This is a genomic window from Streptomyces sp. TLI_185, from assembly GCF_003814765.1.
GTDB lineage: Bacteria > Actinomycetota > Actinomycetes > Streptomycetales > Streptomycetaceae > Streptomyces.
In genome coordinates this window covers 9,379,379-9,397,500 of record NZ_RKRB01000001.1, presented here as the reverse complement: position 1 = coordinate 9,397,500, position 18,122 = coordinate 9,379,379, and the positions used below count along the sequence as shown (strand labels likewise).

15 protein-coding genes are annotated in these 18,122 nt (G+C 70.5%); 7 read left to right on the top strand and 8 right to left on the bottom strand.

Annotated features, from left to right (window positions below; all coding sequences use genetic code 11):
• Positions 1 to 191 precede the first annotated feature (191 nt).
• From EDD92_RS43155 to EDD92_RS43135, 5 genes are all read left to right on the top strand, one after another.
• The gene (locus EDD92_RS43155) at positions 192 to 2,144 is read left to right on the top strand and encodes a glycoside hydrolase family 127 protein (protein ID WP_123969310.1); all 1,953 of its coding nucleotides are present in this window, start codon (positions 192 to 194) and stop codon (positions 2,142 to 2,144) included.
• Positions 2,145 to 2,183: 39 nt separating this feature from the next.
• Positions 2,184 to 3,431, top strand: coding sequence for an extracellular solute-binding protein (locus EDD92_RS43150; protein WP_123969309.1), 1,248 nt, complete (start codon positions 2,184 to 2,186; stop codon positions 3,429 to 3,431).
• 7 nt (positions 3,432 to 3,438) lie between these two features.
• A complete protein-coding gene (locus EDD92_RS43145; RefSeq protein WP_123969308.1) occupies positions 3,439 to 4,410 on the top strand; it encodes a carbohydrate ABC transporter permease in 972 nt (323 codons plus the stop codon).
• A 56-nt stretch (positions 4,411 to 4,466) separates the two neighbouring features.
• On the top strand, positions 4,467 to 5,228 hold the full coding sequence (locus EDD92_RS43140; RefSeq protein ID WP_399185544.1) for a carbohydrate ABC transporter permease: 762 nt from the start codon (positions 4,467 to 4,469) through the stop codon (positions 5,226 to 5,228).
• Between the two features lie 192 nt (positions 5,229 to 5,420).
• Complete coding sequence (locus EDD92_RS43135; protein ID WP_123969306.1) at positions 5,421 to 7,172, top strand: RICIN domain-containing protein; 1,752 nt, start codon at positions 5,421 to 5,423, stop codon at positions 7,170 to 7,172.
• Positions 7,173 to 7,436: 264 nt separating this feature from the next.
• On the opposite strand, the gene EDD92_RS43125 is transcribed toward EDD92_RS43135, so the two are convergent.
• Both EDD92_RS43125 and EDD92_RS43120 read right to left on the bottom strand, forming a co-directional pair.
• Positions 7,437 to 7,838, bottom strand: a complete 402-nt coding sequence (locus EDD92_RS43125) for an SseB family protein (protein ID WP_123969305.1) — start codon at positions 7,836 to 7,838, stop codon at positions 7,437 to 7,439.
• Between the two features lie 100 nt (positions 7,839 to 7,938).
• Complete coding sequence (locus EDD92_RS43120; RefSeq protein WP_123969304.1) at positions 7,939 to 8,631, bottom strand: type 1 glutamine amidotransferase domain-containing protein; 693 nt, start codon at positions 8,629 to 8,631, stop codon at positions 7,939 to 7,941.
• An 83-nt stretch (positions 8,632 to 8,714) separates the two neighbouring features.
• On the opposite strand from EDD92_RS43120, the gene EDD92_RS43115 reads away from it, so the two are divergent.
• A complete protein-coding gene (locus tag EDD92_RS43115) occupies positions 8,715 to 9,668 on the top strand; it encodes a LysR family transcriptional regulator (RefSeq protein WP_123969303.1) in 954 nt (317 codons plus the stop codon).
• Between the two features lie 111 nt (positions 9,669 to 9,779).
• Here EDD92_RS43115 and EDD92_RS43110 read toward each other — a convergent pair whose 3' ends face one another.
• From EDD92_RS43110 to EDD92_RS43095, 4 genes are all read right to left on the bottom strand, one after another.
• Complete coding sequence (locus EDD92_RS43110; protein ID WP_099933195.1) at positions 9,780 to 10,256, bottom strand: (2Fe-2S)-binding protein; 477 nt, start codon at positions 10,254 to 10,256, stop codon at positions 9,780 to 9,782.
• An 18-nt stretch (positions 10,257 to 10,274) separates the two neighbouring features.
• Positions 10,275 to 12,611 carry a molybdopterin cofactor-binding domain-containing protein gene (locus tag EDD92_RS43105; protein ID WP_123969302.1) on the bottom strand — a complete coding sequence of 779 codons (2,337 nt, stop codon included), beginning with the start codon at positions 12,609 to 12,611 and terminating at the stop codon, positions 10,275 to 10,277.
• Between the two features lie 303 nt (positions 12,612 to 12,914).
• Positions 12,915 to 13,805 (bottom strand): fructosamine kinase family protein, encoded by an 891-nt coding sequence (locus EDD92_RS43100; RefSeq protein ID WP_123970809.1) that lies wholly within the window; start codon positions 13,803 to 13,805, stop codon positions 12,915 to 12,917.
• A 57-nt stretch (positions 13,806 to 13,862) separates the two neighbouring features.
• On the bottom strand, positions 13,863 to 14,954 hold the full coding sequence (locus EDD92_RS43095; RefSeq protein ID WP_123969301.1) for a hypothetical protein: 1,092 nt from the start codon (positions 14,952 to 14,954) through the stop codon (positions 13,863 to 13,865).
• Between the two features lie 130 nt (positions 14,955 to 15,084).
• Here EDD92_RS43095 and argG point away from each other — a divergent pair, with 130 nt between their 5' ends.
• Positions 15,085 to 16,539: an argininosuccinate synthase gene (gene argG, locus EDD92_RS43090; protein ID WP_030937256.1), complete on the top strand. Its 1,455-nt coding sequence runs from the start codon at positions 15,085 to 15,087 to the stop codon at positions 16,537 to 16,539.
• Positions 16,540 to 16,641: 102 nt separating this feature from the next.
• Here argG and EDD92_RS43085 read toward each other — a convergent pair whose 3' ends face one another.
• Both EDD92_RS43085 and EDD92_RS43080 read right to left on the bottom strand, forming a co-directional pair.
• Positions 16,642 to 17,289 carry a phosphoribosyltransferase gene (locus tag EDD92_RS43085; RefSeq protein WP_123969300.1) on the bottom strand — a complete coding sequence of 216 codons (648 nt, stop codon included), beginning with the start codon at positions 17,287 to 17,289 and terminating at the stop codon, positions 16,642 to 16,644.
• Positions 17,290 to 17,412: 123 nt separating this feature from the next.
• Positions 17,413 to 18,084 (bottom strand): dienelactone hydrolase family protein, encoded by a 672-nt coding sequence (locus EDD92_RS43080; RefSeq protein WP_123969299.1) that lies wholly within the window; start codon positions 18,082 to 18,084, stop codon positions 17,413 to 17,415.
• Between the last annotated feature and the right edge of the window lie 38 nt (positions 18,085 to 18,122).

Genomic DNA, 18,122 nt, shown 5'->3' with positions numbered 1-18,122 from the left:
TCAGGTGGGGCGCGGCCCATGGTGCCAGGCGGCCAGATGGCGTACCAGTCCTTGAGCAACAAGAGAAAACTCGTGCAGAAGTATTGACCGCGAATCCCTCGCTCCACTCTACTCGTCGGCGAGGAAAACGGTTGCTCACAGTTTTGTTCAGCTGCTGCCCCACCGCCCCGCCCTTCACCTCCCGGAGAGCCATGCCCCGCGCCCGCTCCACCCAGCCCTCCCGCACCGGACCGGTCCGCCTCGGCCCCGAGGCCCGTGCCGTCCTGCGCCCGGCCGCCGCCGAGGTGGCCGACGGCTTCTGGCACACCCGCCGCCAGGTCAACGCACACACCTCCGTCCCACAGGGCCCCGGCCTGCTGGAGTCCGCGGGCAACCTGCACAACCTGCGGCTGGCGGCGGGCGCGGCCGAGGGCGAGTTCGAGGGCGCGTACCCGTTCGTGGACACGGATGTCTACAAGTGGCTGGAGGCCGCGGCCTGGCAACTGGCCCAACAGCCGCCTGCGGAGCCGCAATCCGCGTCCCCTTCGGAGCTCGAATCCGAGGTGGAGCGGATCATCTCGCTGGTCGCCGCCGCCCAGCAGCCGGACGGCTATCTCAACACCTGGTTCCAGCTGGTCAAGGGCGGCGAGCGGTACCAGGACCTGCGCTGGGGCCACGAGCTGTACTGCGCGGGCCATCTCATCCAGGCGGCGGTCGCCCACCACCGGGCCACCGGACGCGGTGAACTCCTCGACGTGGCCCGCAGGTTCGCCGACCACATCGACTCGGTGTTCGGCCCGCCCGGCAGCGGCAAGGAGATCGACGGCATCGACGGCCACCCCGAAGTCGAGACGGCCCTGGTCGAGCTGTACCGGGAGACCGGCGAGCGCCGCTACCTGGACCTCGCCGGCTACTTCGTCGACCGGCACGGCCACGGTCTGCTCGGCGGCGAGGCCTACTGCCAGGACCGTGTGCCGCTGCGCGAGGCGACGAACGTCGAGGGCCACGCCGTACGGCAGTTGTACCTGCTGGCCGCCGCCACCGACCTCGCCACCGAGACCGGGGACGGCGAACTCCGCGCCGCCGCCGAGCGGTTGTGGCACGCCATGACCACCACCAAGACCCACCTCACCGGCGGTCTCGGCGCCCACCACGACTGGGAGGACTTCGGCGACCCGTACGAACTGCCCAACGAGCGCGCCTACTGCGAGACCTGCGCCGCCATCGCCTCCGTCCAGTGGAGCTGGCGCATGGCCCTGCTCACCGGTGAGGCCCGCTACGGCGACCTGATCGAGCGCACCCTCTTCAACGGCTTCCTCGCCGGGGTGTCGCTGGACGGCGAACGCTGGCTGTACGTCAACCCGCTGCAGGTCCGCGACGGCCACACCGACCCCGGCGGCGACCAGTCGGCCCGTCGCACCCGCTGGTTCCGCTGTGCCTGCTGCCCGCCGAACGTGATGCGGCTGCTGGCCGGCCTTGAGCACTACCTCGCCACCGGCGACGACGACGGTCTGCAGATCCACCAGTACGTCACCGGCCGCTACGGCGCCGGACCGATCGCCGTGCGCGCCGAGACCGACTACCCCTGGCACGGCACGGTCGCCCTCACCGTCGAGGACACCCCGGCCGACCGGCTCTGGTCGCTGTCGCTGCGCATCCCGCAGTGGTGCCGAGAGTTCCGGGTGCGGTGCGGCGAGGTGACGTACGACCAGACCGACGCTCCGGTCGACGAGGGCTGGCTGCGCATCGAGCGCACCTGGGCGCCGGGCGACCAGGTCGTCCTCGAGCTCGGTCTGGAGCCGCGGCTGACGGCGGGTGACCCGCGCGTGGACGCCGTGCGCGGCTGCGCGGCGATCGAACGCGGGCCGCTCGTGTACTGCCTGGAGCAGGTCGACCACCCGGGCGGCGGGCTCGACGACCTCGTCCTCGACCCGAGCCGTCCGCTCGCCGTCAAGCACCGCCCGGACCTGCTCGGCGGGGTCACCACGATCGTGGCGGCCGGGCGGCGGCGCGACATCCCCGATGCGGGCTGGTGGCCGTACCGGCCGGCCGGCACCGATGAAGCCCCCACGGACGGCGAGTCCGTCGAGCTCACGGCGATCCCCTACTACGCCTGGGCCAACCGGCAGGACGGCGCCATGCGCGTCTGGCTGCCCACGTCCTGACACACCCTCAACTTCGCTCTACGACAACGAGGTCACCCCGTGATACCCACCCGCCGCACTCTTCTCGCCGCGCTCGCCGCCGTCGGCACGCTCGCCTTGCTGACCGCCTGCTCAGGCGGCTCCGGCTCCTCGGACTCCTCCTCCGGCAAGGCCGGCGGGACGTACACCTTCTGGGACCCCTACCCGCAGTTCGACGCCTCCTCGGCCTGGGGCAAGCTGGTGACCGGGTGCGGGACGAAGGCCGGGGTGAAGCTCAAGCGCACCCCGTACGACACCACCGACCTCGGCAACAAGGCGCTGCTGGCGGCCCAGCAGGGCAACGCGCCCGATGTGATGCTGGTGGACAACCCGGTCGTCTCCACGCTGGTGGAGGCCGGAATCCTCAACAAGACCAGCGATCTCGGCCTGGACACGAAGTCGATCCAGAAGAACATCATCGGCGCGGGCACCATCGACAACGCCCCGTACGGCGTGCCCATCGGCGCCAACACACTCGCGCTCTACTACAACAAGAAGGTGCTTTCCGCCGCCGGTGTCGACGCGGCCTCCATCAAGGACTGGAACTCCCTCACGGCCGCCCTCAAGAAGGTCAAGTCGGCCGGGAAGAAGGGAATCACGTTCTCTGCGATCAACACGGAGGAGGGCAGCTTCCAGTTCCTGCCGTGGTTCTGGGGCGCGGGCGGCGATCTGACAAAGCTCAACTCCACCAAGGGAGTTGCGGCTCTCTCCCTGTGGAAGCAGTGGGTGGACGCCGGATACGCCCCCAAGGACGTCCTGCAGAACACGCAGACGACCAGCTGGCAGGAGTTCGCGACCGGCGACTACGCGTTCAGTGAGAACGGCACCTGGCAGCTGGGCAACGCGGCCAAGGCCGGCTTCGACTACGGGATCGTCAACATCCCTGGCCAGAACGGCGGTTCGGCGCCCGTGCCGACGGGCGGCGAGTTCGTGACCGTGCCCGTACAGAAGGACACCGGGCGCTACGACGTCAGCAAGAAGATCGTCACCTGTCTGACCAGCGACACGAACCTGCTGCCCACCGACACGACACTGCAGTACGTCGCACCGACGGCCGTGGTCCAGGCCGAGCAGGTGAAGCAGAACCCGAAGCTGAAGCCGTGGGTGGACGCGGTGGCCGCGGCCCGCGGCCGTACCAGCGGCGGTCTGGGCACGAAGTACCCGACCATCTCCCAGCCGATGTGGACCGCCGTCCAGGCCGCGCTGTCGGGCAGCAAGAGCCCGCAGGACGCGCTGGACACGGCCCAGTCGAGCGCGCAGAAGGGCTAGGGCCGGCATGACCATCGCCCGGGTCGACCGTCCGCGGCGGGCTGCGTCCGCCGCGGCGGGGGCGAGCGGCACCGACACGCTGTCCCTGCGCCGCCGTCACCGGCGCAGGAGCCGACTCACCGCGCTCGCTTTCGTGACACCCCTCCTCGCCTACCTCGCCGCCTTCTACGTCTATCCGCTCTACCGCAACCTCGACCTGAGCCTGCGCGACTACACCGTCCGGTCGTTCGTGGCGGGGGATGCGCCGTTCTCCGGCTGGGACAACTTCCAGAAGGTCCTGGACGACCCGACGTTCGGGCCGGCGATGCGGCACACGATGATCTTCACCTTCGTGTCGATCGCCTTCCAGTACGTCATCGGGCTCGCCCTCGCGGTCTTCTTCAACCGGCACTTCCGGCTCGCGCCCACCCTGCGCGCGCTGTTCCTGATCCCGTGGCTGCTGCCGCTGATCGTGTCGGCGTCGACGTGGTCGTGGATGTTCAACAGCGAGTCGGGGGTGGTGAACTACTTCCTGCACTTCTTCGGCGTGGACCCGGTCGGCTGGCTCACCTCGCCGGACTGGGCGCTGTCGTCGGTGATCGTCGCGAACATCTGGATCGGCATCCCGTTCAACCTGGTCATCCTCTACAGCGGCCTGCAGAACATCCCCGCCGACCTGTACGAGGCGGCGGCACTGGACGGGGCGAGCGCCTGGCAGCAGTTCCGCCGGATCACCTTCCCGCTGCTGCGCCCGGTCTCCGCGATCACCCTGCTGCTCGGGCTCGTCTACACCCTCAAGGTGTTCGACCTGATCTGGATCATGACCAAGGGCGGTCCGGGCGACGCCTCGTCCACCCTGGCGACCTGGTCGTACCAGCTGGGTTTCGGCACGCTGCTGCCCAAGTTCGGGCCCGGCGCGGCGGTCGGCAACATCCTCATCCTCATCGCGCTCGTCTTCGGGCTGCTGTACATCCGCGTCCAGAGGAGGCAGGAAGCGTGAAGTCCACCTCCAAGGGCCGTCGTTACACGGTCATCGGGCTTGTCCTCACCGCGCTGATGCTGTTCCCGGTGTACTGGATGCTGAACGTGTCCCTCACCCCGCAGCAGGACATGCGCAAGGACCCGCCCGACCTGTTCCCGCTGCACCCCACCTTCGAGGGCTACAAGGCCGTCCTCGACGACCAGTTGCCGTATCTCGGCACGAGCCTGCTGATCGGCCTGGGCACGGTCGGCCTCACCCTGCTGCTCGCCGCCCCGGCCGGCTACTCGCTGGCGAAACTCCGACCGCGCGGGGGCGGGGCGCTCGGCCTGGGGCTGCTGATCGCGCAGATGATCCCCGGGATCGTCATGGCGATGGGCTTCTACGGCATGTTCCTGGACTTCGGTCTGCTCAACTCCTGGTGGGGCCTGATCATCGCGGACTCCACCATCGCCGTGCCGTTCGGCGTCATGATCTTCACGGCGTTCATGTCGGGCATCCCCGGCGAGCTCATCGCCGCCTCCCGCATCGACGGCGCGGGCACCTTCCGCACGTTCTGGTCGGTGGTGCTGCCGGTGAGCCGCAACGCCCTGGTCACCGTCTCGCTGTTCAGCTTCCTGTGGGCCTGGTCCGACTTCGTCTTCGCCAACACCCTCGACGGCGGCGGCGATCTGAGGCCGATCACCCTCGGCATCTACAAGTACATCGGCAACAACAATCAGGAGTGGAACGCGATCATGGCGACCGCCGTCGTCGCGTCCGTCCCGGCTGCCGTACTGCTGGTGCTCGCGCAGCGCTATGTGGCTGCGGGTGTGACCGCGGGTGCGGTGAAGGACTGAGCGCTCCGCGCCCCGCTGGTCGTGCCGCTATGGGTCGTCTTGTGTCTGCGGCCTCGTCGTGGCTGGTCGCGCCCGCGCGGCGGAGCCGCATATCGGCACAGCCCCGCGCCCCTGAAGGGGCGCTGCCGAACCGCAGGCCGGAATCGTCCGGCCTGCTTACCCCCCGTCCCCTCTCCGTGAGGAGAACCTGTCATGAGCCGCACAAGACCCCCCGTCCCCCTACGCCTGACAGCCGTCCTCGGCGCCGGCGCTCTCACCGCTGCCGCGCTCGCCGTGGCCACCCCGGCCCAGGCTGCCCCCACCGCGTCGACCACCCTGGTCGTCGACGCCGACCAGACCCTGCGGTCCGTCACCCATGTGGCGACCGGCAGTCTCTACGGTCTCGCCGACGCGAGCACCCCGGCCGACAGCCTCGTCACCGCGCTCAAGCCGAACACCTTCGTCCAGATGGCGCCGGGCGGCTCCCAGCTGCCCAACGGTGAGCCGAAGCCGGCGGGCGACGCGCTCGTCGTGGCGTCCAAGGCGGCGCGGGCGGGCGCCAAGGTGGTCGTACGCATGCCGGACTGGTATCCGAACTTCCCGTACAAGTGGGTGAGTTGGAGCGACTGGCTGTCCGCCGTGGACAAGCAGGTCGCGTCCGTGCAGTCGTCGGGCGCCACCAACATCGCCGCGTACGAGCTGTGGAACGAGCCCGACTGGACGTGGGACACCACCAACGCGGGCGCGTTCGACGCGGGGTGGGCGCGCACTTACAGGGAAGTGCGGTCCAAGGACACCAAGACGCCTATCCAGGGCCCGAGTTACTCGGCGTGGAACCAGTCCTGGATGAGCACGTTCCTCACCGACGCCAAAGCCTCCGGCACCGTGCCGGACATCATCGCCTGGCACGAGCTCCAGGGCAGCAAGGACATCGCCGCGCATGTCTCCGCGTACCGCGCGCTGGAGAGCAGCCTCGGGATCAGCCCGCGGCCGATCTCCATCGAGGAGTACGGCACCCCCGGCGAGGTCGGTGTGCCCGGACCGCTGGTCAGCTACGCGGCCAAGTTCGAGCGGGCCGGCGTGCATGACGCCGAGATGGCCTTCTGGAACCACTACGGCACCCTCGGCGACACCCTCACCGACACCGGTGCCTCGCCGAACGGCGCGTACTGGCTCTACAAGTGGTACGGCGACATGTCCGGGAACATGCTGGTCACCACTCCCCCGGCGCAGACGGGCCTCGACGGCGCGGCCTCGCTCAACAGCGCCGGCAACCAGGTGAGCGTCATCTTCGGCGGCGGGGCCGGTTCGAGCGCGGTCACGGTCAAGGGGCTCGGCTCGCTGTCGGCGTTCGGCAGCAAGGTGCACGCGAGGCTGGAGTACACGCCCTCCAAGGGCCGCACGACGGCCGTGTCCGGCCCGATCACCGTCTCGGACGCCGACTACACCGTCAGCAACGGCCAGATCACCGTCCCCGTGACCACGAACGCGAACGACGGCTACCACCTGGTGATCACTCCGAGCGGCGCCTCGACCTCGCTGGCCGGGACGTACCAGATCACCAACAGGAACAGCGCTCTCGCCCTCGACACCTCGGGTGCAGGAACCGCGCAGGGCACCTCGGTCGTCCAGGCGACGTCGAGCACGGGCAGCAGCCAGTCGTGGACGCTGACGGCCGCGGGCTCCGGCCTCTACAAGATCGCCAACAAGGCGAGCGGGCTGCTGCTGGGCATCGACTCCATGAGCACGTCGGACGGCGGCAAGGCCCTGATCTGGGGTGACAACGGGACCGCCGACCACCTCTGGCAGCTCATCCCGTCCGGCGACGGCTACTACAAGATCGCCAACTACAACAGCGGGCTGCTGCTGGGCGTGAACAACATGAGTACGTCGTCCGGGGCGCAGGTCCTGCAGTGGGACGACAACGGCACGGCCGACCACCTGTGGAAGCTGACGTCCCGGTGACGTGAGTGTGGGCGCTCCCGTAGCTGCGGGAACGCCCACGCTCAGTCCGGGTCGCTCAGTCTTGGTCAGACCGGACAGCGGATGTCGGACGTCGTTCGGCCGTCGCTGCGGTGAGGCAGCAGAGCGCGAGGACGATCGCCGCCGTCCGTACGGCATGCGCGATCTGCCAACGATCGCGTACGCGGGCCCAGTCAGCAGGGGGATTCTGCGGATTCCAGCCCAGTTCCTCGACGTTGATGGGGCCGTTGACGGCGAAGTGTCACGTCAGGCGGCGCCGCGGTCGAGCAGTTGCCTGACCCCCTCAGCCGTCAGCGCCACTTCCTCCGGTGTACCGGCGTCGATGACCAGCGCCAGCTTCTCGGACGGCCAGCGGTGGGCGAGGGTGCCCAGCGCCATCCGGCGGTGCTGGGTGACCTGTGGAAGCGCCCGCTGCATGCGTGCTTCGGTGGTGAACACAGGCACCAGTTCGGTGCCGTCCTCCTGCGCGTAGACGGGCAGGGTCACCTCCGCGGGATCCTGCTCCTGCGCGGCAGCGGCACCGGTCGGCACCAGTATCTCGCTGGCGGCCAGGGTGTCCAGCTCGGTCTCGTCCGCGTCGCCCCCGACCACGGCACGCAGGGCCAGATGTACGGCGGGGTCGGAGCCGTCGGGAGAGTAGTCGGTCACGGTTGTTCCAATCACCGGGTCGAACAGCGGGCACGGCACTGTGCCCGCCAGTGGTCCGACGGGCGGCTACCCGGAGTCCCGGGGGTCATGTGCCCTGCTTTCAGCCCAGCGTCTTGATCAGCTCCGCGGCGAGCGGGGCGGAGGAGGCCGGGTTCTGGCCGGTGACGAGGTTGCGGTCGACGATGATGTGCGGCGCCCACGGCTCACCGACCTGGACCTGCACCCCGGCCTCGGTCAGCCGGTCCTGCAGCAGCCACTTGGCCTTGTCGGCGAAGCCGGACTGGGTCTCCTCGTCGTTGGTGAACGCGGCCACCCGGTACCCGGCGAAGGCGTTGACGCCGTCGTGTTCGGCCGCCAGCAGCGCGGCGGGGCCGTGGCAGACGACGCCGAGCGGCTTGCCGGACTCCAGGGCGAGGGTGAGCAGCTTGCCGGAGTCGGCGTCGACGGCGAGGTCCTCCATCGGGCCGTGGCCGCCGGGGTAGTACACGGCTGCGTACTCGTCGAGGTTCACGTCCTGCAGGCTGATGGGGTGCTGCAGCTCGGTGGCCGCGGCGAGCACGCCGGCGACGCGGTCGGCGTTCTCCTGCCCGCCGTTGTACTCGGCGGCGAGGCTGCCCTTGTCCACGGTCGGCACGACACCGCCCGGGGTGGCGACGACGATCTCGTGACCGGCGGCCTTGAACGCCTCATAGGGGGCGACGGCCTCCTCCGCCCAGAAGCCGGTGGGGTGGCGGGTGCCGTCGGCCAGCGTCCAGTAGTCGACGCCGGTCATCACGAAAAGGATCTTCGACATGCTCTGTCTCCGAGGGGTCGTCAGCGTGGTGGTGATCCCACCGTAAGTTCCGCCTGCCATTGGAATCCAATAGGCTCATCGATATGAGGAATAGGGAGACCAATGGCCGGGAGGGGAGAGCGCAGGTCGGCAGCTCGGCGGCGCTCGATCTGAATCTGCTGCGCACCTTCCTCGCCGTCTACCGCACCGGCTCCTTCACGGCCGCGGCGCGTCTGCTCGGGCTGTCGCAGCCCACGGTCACGACGCAGGTGCGCGCACTGGAGCGGCAACTGGACCGGGAACTCTTCCAGCGCCAGGCCCGCGGGGTCTCCCCCGCACCGTACGCGGACGAGCTCGCCTCCCGGATCGTGCAGCCGCTGGATTCCCTCGCCACGCTCACGGGTCGGGGCGGGCCGACCGACGACCAGCCGCCGGAGCCGGTGCACCTGGCGGGTCCGCACGAGTTCCTCACCCGTTCCGTCATGCCTGGCCTGGCGCCGCTGGTGGACCGAGGCGTGCGGCTGCGCATCACCCCCGGACTGACCGAGCCGCTCCTGGACGACCTGCGGGCGGGCCGCCACGACCTGGTGGTCGCGACGTTCCGGCCACGCGGCCGGGCCCTGGCCGCCGTGCCCCTCGCGGACGAGGAGTTCGTGCTGGTCGCCGCCCCCGCGTGGGCCGAACGCATCGGCGGGCCGGGCGGGATCGCCGCCGCCGGGCCCGCCGCCCTCCACGGCGTGCCCCTGGTCGCCTACGCCGAGGACCTGCCGATCGTGCGCCGCTACTGGCGTCATGTCTTCGGCAGACGTCTCGTCTGTCAGCCGGCGGTCACCATGCCCGACCTCAATGCGGTCAAGGCGGCGGTCGTCGGCGGTACGGGATTCACGGTCCTTCCCCGCTACCTGTGCACGGCCGAACTGGCCTCGGGCGCCCTGGTGTTGCTGCACGACCCGGACGACCCGCCCATCAACACCGCCTTCCTCGTCCAGCGCCCGGGCGCCTCCGCCAACCCGCACGTCGCCCTGGTCCGAGACCACCTGCTTCAGGCCGCGCCCTGAAGGGGCGCGGGGCTGTATCGATGTGCGGCTCCGCCGCGCGGCGCGACCAGCCACGACGGCGCCGCGGACGATCGACCACCCGTCGCGGCACATCCTGCGGAGCGCTCAGCGTCAGTACTTCTTCGCCCCCGCCACTATCGCCTCACGGATCCGGTGATACGTACCGCACCGGCAGACGTTGCGGATCTCGTCGAGGTCGGCCTCGCTGATGTCGCGGCCCTCCTCGCGGGCCTGGCGGACCTTGGCGACCGCGGTCATGATCTGGCCGGGCTGGCAGTAGCCGCACTGTGCGACGTCGTACTCCAGCCAGGCCTCCTGCATCGGGTGGAGTTCTCTGCCGACGGTGGCGGGCAGACCTTCGATGGTCGTCACCTCGTCGGTCGGGGTGAGGTCCTTCACCGGGACGCTGCACGGGTTGAACGCCTTGCCGTTGATGTGGCTCGTACAGGCCTGGCACACGCCGAGCCCGCACCCGTACTTCGGTCCGGTGACGCCGAGGACGTCCCGCAGCACCCACAGCAGCCGTACGTCGTCCTCGATGTCCACGGTCACCGGTTTGCCGTTGAGGATGAAGGTGTGTTCGGGCACGAAGAACCTCCTGGGCTCCTAGTAGGCGCGGCTCAGGCCGTCGGTGGGGGACGCCGGGATCGGCGGGGTGGTGGGCAGCGGCTCGAAGCCGAGGGGGCCGTCGTGGTTGATCGGGAACGTGGTCGGCATGGTGCCGGTCGCACGCCCGTACGCGCAGGCCACGGCCGCCATCGCGCCCGCAACGGCCAGCTCGCCCGCGCCGCCGGGCTTGCCGGTGGTCGGCGGCATGACGACGATCTCCAGTTCCGGTGGGGTGTTCCACTGGCGGGTGTAGAAGTAGTTGTCCCAACTGCCTTCCAGGAAGTGCCCGCCCGCCAGGTGCAGTCCGGAGCTGAGGGTGATCGCGATGCCGTCCATGATGCCGCCCATCATCTGGGCCTGGAGGCCGCGCGGGTTGACGGCGAGCCCGGCGTCGACCGCGCAGACGACCTTGGTGACCCGTGGTCCGGTGTAGGCGTCGGGGACCTTGCGGCCGGTGGTCTGCGGGCGGCAGTCGATCTCGGCGAGGACGGCGACGTAGGCGTGGTACTCGGGGTGCAGGGCGATGCCCTGGGCCGTGCCGGCCGGCATGCTGCGTCCCCAACCGCCCACCTCTGCGGCCTTGTCGAGGACGGCCCGGGCCCGCTCGTCCTTCAGGAACGTACGGCGGAACTGATAGGGGTCCTTGCCCATCCGCTTCGCCAGCTCGTCCACGATCAGCTCCTGCGCGCAGCGCACGTTGGGCGAGTAGATGTTGCGCATGGAGCCGGTGTGGAAGCCCTTGTCGGTCTCGCTGAGGAGCTGGGTGACGACGCCGAAGTTGTACGGGGTCTGCTGGGTGAGCGTGAAGATCGTCTCTGAGAAGGTGAGGTCACCGACGGGCAGTTGTGCGGCTTCGGAGGTGATGATCTCGCCGACGCCGTGGCCGAAGTCGGTGGCCACGGAGGTGTGGCGCTGGTCGTAGGTGAGCACCTGGCCCAGCGCATAGGTGGCGCGCACCCGTGAGGTGGACATGGGGTGGGTGCGGCCCTGGCGGAAGTCGTCGGTGCGGTGCCACATCAGCCGGACCGGTTTGCCCGTCGCCTGGGAGATCTCGGCGGCCTCGGCGGCGCCGTCGTGGAAGAGCTTGCGTCCGAAGGAGCCGCCGCCCTCGGTGACATGCACCTTGACGGCGCTCGTGGGCAGTCCCAGGCTGAGCGCGATCTGTTCCTGGGCCGTGATCGGGGACTTCAGGCTGGCCCAGATCTCGGCCGAGTCCTCGCGTACGTCGGCGACGGCGCAGTTGGTCTCCAGGGCGCTGTTGCTCGCGAAGTGGAAGGTGAAACGGGCGTCGACCGCTTTGGTCAGCAGGTCGAGGGCGGGCAGCGGGAGTTCGGCCTTGCGCAGTTCGGCGCGGATGGTGTCGTCGGAGGCGTCGTCCACGGTGCCGGGGCCCCAGGTGACCTTCAGGGCACGCACGGCGTCGATGCACTGCCCGAAGGTGCGGCCGCGGACGGCGACGCCGGTGGAGATCCGTACGACGTCGGTGATGCCGGGCATGGCCCGCACCTCGTCGAGGTTGTCGACCGAGCGGACCGTGCCGTTGATCGTGGGCGGACGGCACACCATGGCCGGCAGGGCGCCCGGCACGTGCAGGTCCATCGCGAACTTCTTGCGCCCGGTGACCGCCTCCAGCGCGTCAACGCGTCGCTGCGCGGTCCCGATGACCTTGAACTCGGACGACTTCTTCAGCGTGACCGGCACCTGACTGGTCGTCACTGCCGCTGCCTTCTCGGCGAGTTCACCGTAAGTGAGGCTCTTGCCGCTCACGGAGGAGGTGATGACGCCGAGCTTCGCGGCGAGGGTGCCGACGGCCTCGCCCAGTTCGAGGGCTGCGGCCTCGAGGAGCCGGCCGCGGGCGACTGCGGCGGCCACCCGGATCGGGGTGAAGGTGGAGATGGTGGTGTTGGATCCGCCAGTGAGCTGGTTGAACAGAAGCTCGGGGCGGGCCTCGGCGAGGGTGACGCGGACCTTGTCCAGCGGCAGGTCCAGTTCCTCGGCGACGAGCATCGCGCTGGAGGTGGTGATGCCCTGCCCGACCTCGGCCCGGGGCAGGGCGAAGGAGGCGGTGCCGTCGGTGTCGACCCGGATGGTGATCAGGTTCGCGGTGGGCAGGGTGGCATGGGTGAGCATGTCGTTGAGGTCGTAGATCTCGGCCGGTCCGGGCGCGGAGGGGACGACCGCGGCGGCCCGGCTGGGCGCGAGGACGGCCTCGCCGAGCTCGGCGGCGACGGTCAGCGTCGAGGCGGCCAGGACGTATCCCAGGAAGCGTCTGCGCCCGATGCCGCCCGGAGCGGGATCGGCGTCCTGCGGCTGCGGGTGTTCGTGGGCTCCCATCAGCGGTCCTCCAAGCGCGCGGCACTCGCCTTGATGGCGGCTCCTGACTGTGCACGTCAGGCGCGTTGCGCGAAAGATCTCCGAGCCGCTTCCACACGGAAAAGCCATAAGTCGCGGGGGATGTGAAGCGGGGGGGGCGGGGTCGGGCTTCACCCGGAAAATCTGCGCGACCTGATCCCCGACCGACTGTTGGGGTGGGCCGCAGGCGAGGCCCTGAACGGGACTTCCTTCTCAAAACACCTTCTGATGCCAGTCTCTTCGCTTTCCTCGCCGCTCACTTCGCACGAGGGACCTCGCGTCTCGTCACGCGAGGGCCCTTCCTGCTGCCGCGAGGGCCCGTTCGGCGTATCCGCGGCCGAACAGCACGGCATGCACCAGCAGCGGGAAGAGCTGATGCAGCCCCACCCGCTCCGGCCACCCGTCGGCCAACGGGGCCGCCTGCTGGTAGCCGTCGAGTACGTGCTCCAGGTGCGGGCAGCCGAACAGTTGCAGCATCGCCAGGTCGGTCTCCCGGTGGCCGCCGTGTGCGGCCGGGTCGATCAGCCAGGCGTGCCCGTCGGCTCCCCACAGCACGTTGCCGTTCCACAGGTCGCCGTGCAGCCGGGCGGGCGGCTCGGCGGGCCCTGCCAGTTCGGGCAGCCGCTCGCAGACGCGCTCGATCAGGGCCGTCTCGGCTGGGCGGATCGTGCCCCGCTCGACGGCCTCGCGCAGGTAGGGCAGCACGCGATGCTCCGCGTACCAGCGGGGCCAGTCGGTACCGGGGACGTTCCGCATCGGGGCGAGCCCGATGTACGCGTCCACGGGACCGCCGGGCGGTGCCGCGCCGAACGCGGGGGCGCCCGCGGCATGCAGGGCGGCCAGCCCACGCCCGAACTGCACCGCCGCCCGGGCGGTCGGCGGGCCCTGCTCCACGACGTCGGTCACCAGCCAGCGCCGGTCGTGCCCCTGCACGTCCGGAACGCGGACCGTGCCGGCGTCGGCCAGCCAGCGCAGCCCCGCCGCCTCGGCCTGCATCGCGCCCGGATCGTCACTGCGCTTGACCATCACCGACTGCCCGCTGTCGAGGCCGACTTCGGCGAGGGACGCGGACAGTCGTCGCGCGCCGCGCACGGTACGCCCGGTGATCCTGGCCGCAGCCGCGCCGGGCCCGTCGCTGTAGGCGCCGTCACTGTCGCCGTCGGAGGGGAGGCCGATGTGCACGGACACCAGCGTAGGACCGCCGCGAGCCGGCCGGTGCCGGTCCAGGACTGGTCAGTCCAGGGGCTCCTCGTCGTCATCGCCGTCGTCGTTGGCTGCATAGGGATGGACGTACCGCTCGTCTCCGAAGGGGATGAACCAGTCCTGCACGGCGCCCTTGGCGACACCGTCCGCGGTCGGGGCGTACAGCCACTCGTGGTCCGTGTCCTCGAACACGCCGTCGGCGAAGACCTGCAGGGCGGTTTCGACCTCGTCGCTCAGCAGCTCGTAGAGGTCGGCCGTCACCTCGGCCTGGGCGAGCAGGAACTTCAGCAGCAGTTCCTCGGCCACGCAGCTGGGCCGGCCGAAGTGCGGCTGGGTGAGGCGGCCGGTCATGGTCACGGCGGTGACGGTCAGGCGGCGGACGAACAGGACCGTGTACTGCAGAGCGAACTGCGGGGGCAGATCGTCGAGGACCATGAACGGCGCTTCGGTCTCCGCGACGGTGGGCCCGTCCTCCTCCAGACCGGCCAGGTCCGTGAAGAGTTCGTCGACCAGCAGGTCGATGGCGTACACGACGGCACCGGCCGCGACCTCCGCCGCCTCACGGCTGACGATCCGCTCCTCCTCGTCCTCGCGGTGGCCGAAGGCCTCGAGCGGGAAGGCTCGCAGCGTCGGGGCGAGAGCACGGAGTGTGCGGCGCATGGCGTCGACCTCGTCGCGGTCGAGACGGCCGGACCCGGTGGCGGGCTCGGCCGCCGCGTGCCGGCGTGCGCGTTCGGCGGGGTCCGCGGGCGGTGCGTCCGGGCCGTCGGCCGCGTCGAGGCTCTCCTGCAGCAGGTCGGGGTGCAGCTCCACCCCGCAGCGGGTGATCTCCCAGTCGGACAGGGGTTCGCTGCGCTCCAGCAGCTCTGCGACGACCTCACGGGCGGCGTCCTCGGCGAACTCCAGTGCCGGTGCGTCGACGAAGAGCTTCAGCAGGACCCCGGTGGGATGGACGGCGATGACGTCGTCCACCAGGTCGACTTCCATTCCGTCGGGTCCCTCGATCGCCGCGATCGAATCGAGCCCCTTGCGCAGCATGAAGCCGACGCCTTCCCGCTGAAGAACGTCGAGCTCCGGGGCACCCTTGGGGAGGTCCACGTCCACAGTCACCGCGTATGTCACACGATCATGGTGCCTGAGCGGCGGCTTGCCGGGGGCAGGAACCGGCAGGAACCCGGAGCCCAGGGGCAGTGCATCAGCACCCTTCGGGCAAGGCTTTGCATGATCATGCGAGATCATGCATACTCTTCCTATGTCCAAGGTCCTCACCTCCCTGCCCGCCGGCGAGCGCGTCGGCATCGCCTTCTCGGGCGGCCTCGACACCTCCGTCGCGGTCGCGTGGATGCGCGACAAGGGTGCCGTCCCGTGCACCTACACCGCCGACATCGGTCAGTACGACGAGCCCGACATCGCCTCGGTGCCCGGCCGTGCGAAGACGTACGGTGCCGAGATCGCGCGTCTCGTCGACTGCCGTGCGGCGCTGGTCGAGGAGGGCCTGGCCGCGCTGACCTGCGGAGCGTTCCACATCCGCTCGGGCGGGCGTGCCTACTTCAACACCACCCCGCTGGGCCGGGCCGTCACCGGCACCCTCCTGGTGCGGGCGATGCTCGAGGACAACGTCCAGATCTGGGGCGACGGCTCGACCTTCAAGGGCAACGACATCGAGCGGTTCTACCGCTACGGCCTGCTCGCCAACCCGCACCTGCGGATCTACAAGCCCTGGCTCGACGCCAACTTCGTGACCGAGCTCGGCGGCCGCAAGGAGATGTCGGAGTGGCTGGTCGCCCACGGCCTGCCGTACCGGGACAGCACCGAGAAGGCGTACTCCACCGACGCCAACATCTGGGGCGCCACCCACGAGGCCAAGACCCTGGAGCACCTGGACACGGGCGTGGAGACCGTCGAGCCGATCATGGGCGTGCGGTTCTGGGACCCCGAGGTGGAGATCGTCACCGAGGACGTGACGATCGGCTTCGACCAGGGCCGCCCGGTGACGATCAACGGCAAGGAGTTCGCCTGCCCCGTCGACCTGGTCATGGAGGCCAACGCCATCGGCGGCCGCCACGGCCTGGGCATGTCCGACCAGATCGAGAACCGGATCATCGAGGCCAAGAGCCGCGGCATCTACGAGGCGCCCGGCATGGCCCTGCTGCACGCCGCCTACGAGCGCCTGGTCAACGCGATCCACAACGAGGACACCCTCGCCCAGTACCACAACGAGGGCCGTCGCCTCGGCCGCCTCATGTACGAGGGCCGCTGGCTGGACCCGCAGGCGCTGATGATCCGCGAGTCGCTGCAGCGCTGGGTCGGCGCCGCCGTCACCGGCGAGGTGACGCTGCGGCTGCGCCGTGGTGAGGACTACTCGGTCCTCGACACCACGGGCCCGGCGTTCAGCTACCACCCGGACAAGCTGTCGATGGAGCGCACCGAGGACTCGGCGTTCGGCCCGGTGGACCGGATCGGCCAGCTCACCATGCGCAACCTGGACATCGCCGACTCGCGCGCCAAGCTGGAGCAGTACGTCGGCCTCGGCCTGATCGGCACCGGCAGCCCCACCATCGGCGCCTCCCAGGCGGCCGCGACCGGCCTGATCGGCACCATGCCGGAGCTGCCGGAGGGCGGCGCGGAGGCCATCGCCTCCCGTGGCGAGGTCTCGGAGGAGGACGCGCTGCTGGACCGCGCCGCGATGGAGTCCGGCACGGACTGACCGGCACATTCGTCTGCGAACGGAAGAAGGCCGGCCCGACGCCATTGGTGTCGGGCCGGCCTTTGCGTCGGTGCAGCGCCGGTCCCGCTGCAGGAAGCGGGTTCAGCCGGCCGCCGTGTGCAGGGCCCTCAGCACGTCCTCGTCAGTCAGCTGCTCGAACCTCTCGTAGCACAGGCCCACGGCCATGAAGGACGTCGGCCGCTGCAGACAGAGCACCTCGTCGGCCTCGGCGCGCATCTCGTCCGCCGCGTGCGGCGAGCCGACCGGCACGGCCAGCACGACCCGCTCGGGGCCCTGACGCCGTACGTAGCGCAGTGCGGCGCGGGCCGTCGATCCGGTGGCGAGCCCGTCGTCGACGACGACGGCGGTGCGGCCCGTCAGATCGGGGGCGGGACGGCCCTGCCGGTAGAGGCGTTCGCGGCGGTGGAGCTCCTTGCGTTCGCGTTCCACCACGGGGGCCAGCATGGTCTCGGTCAGGCCCAGTTGTACGAGGGCGTCCTCGTCGAAGAGGGGATCCTCGTCGCCGACGATCGCGCCGACACCGAGCTCCTCCTGGAAGGGGGCGCCTATCTTCCGTACGACCAGTACGTCGAGCGGGGCATCCAGCGCCTGCGCCACCTCCCGGGCCACAGCGACGCCGCCGCGTGGGAGCGCCAGGACGACCGGGTGCGGCAGGACACCCTTCTCCTGCTGGATCCGCAGCCGCTCGGCCAGTTCCCGCCCGGCCTGTGTGCGGTCATGGAACTGCATCGCGGTCGCCACTCCTTCCCGCGCGCGAACGCCCCCCTCGGTCCGGTTCCCCGCGTACCCCGCACGCGCCGGTCGAAGCACGCGCCCCGGCCGTCCCTCCGTTCCCGCGCGCCGCCGCGCCCGTCACTGCTCCGCTGTGGCCTCACCCGCGGTCCTGAGACGGTCGTCGCACCAGTTGCGCACCATCTCGGCGACCTGCTCCAGCGCTCCGGGCTCCTCGAACAGGTGCGTGGCGCCGGGCACGATGCGCAGCGAGTGCGGGCCGCTCAGCTGCCGGGCGGCCGCCTGGTTCAGCCGCAGCACTTCCGGGTCCCGGCCGCCGACGATCAGGAGCACCGGGGCCCGCACGCCGGGCAGCACATCGGCGGCCAGGTCGGGGCGCCCGCCCCGCGACACGACGGTCAGGGTCCGCCGTGGCCGCTCGGCGGCGGCCACCAGCGCCGCTGCCGCCCCGGTGCTGGCACCGAACAGGACGACCGGCAGCTTCCCGGTGTCCGGCTGTGTTTCCAGCCAGTCGACCACGGCGACCACGCGGCGGCCCAGAAGGGGGATGTCGAAGCGGTACTCCGCCGTCGATGCGTCCCGGCGGTCCTCCTCCTCGGTGAGCAGGTCCATCAGTGCGGTGCCCAGTCCGGCGGTGCGCAGTTCCGCGGCGACCGCCCGGTTGCGGGGGCTGTGCCGGGAGCTGCCGCTGCCGTGCGCGAACACCACGACCGCCCGGGCCGAGTCGGGCAGGACCAGATCGCCCGGGAGCGCCACGCCGCCGGCGGGAACCGAGATCAGCTGGGAGATCATCGCCATCATCTTCTTCCTCGTGGCCGGCCCGGCAGGGC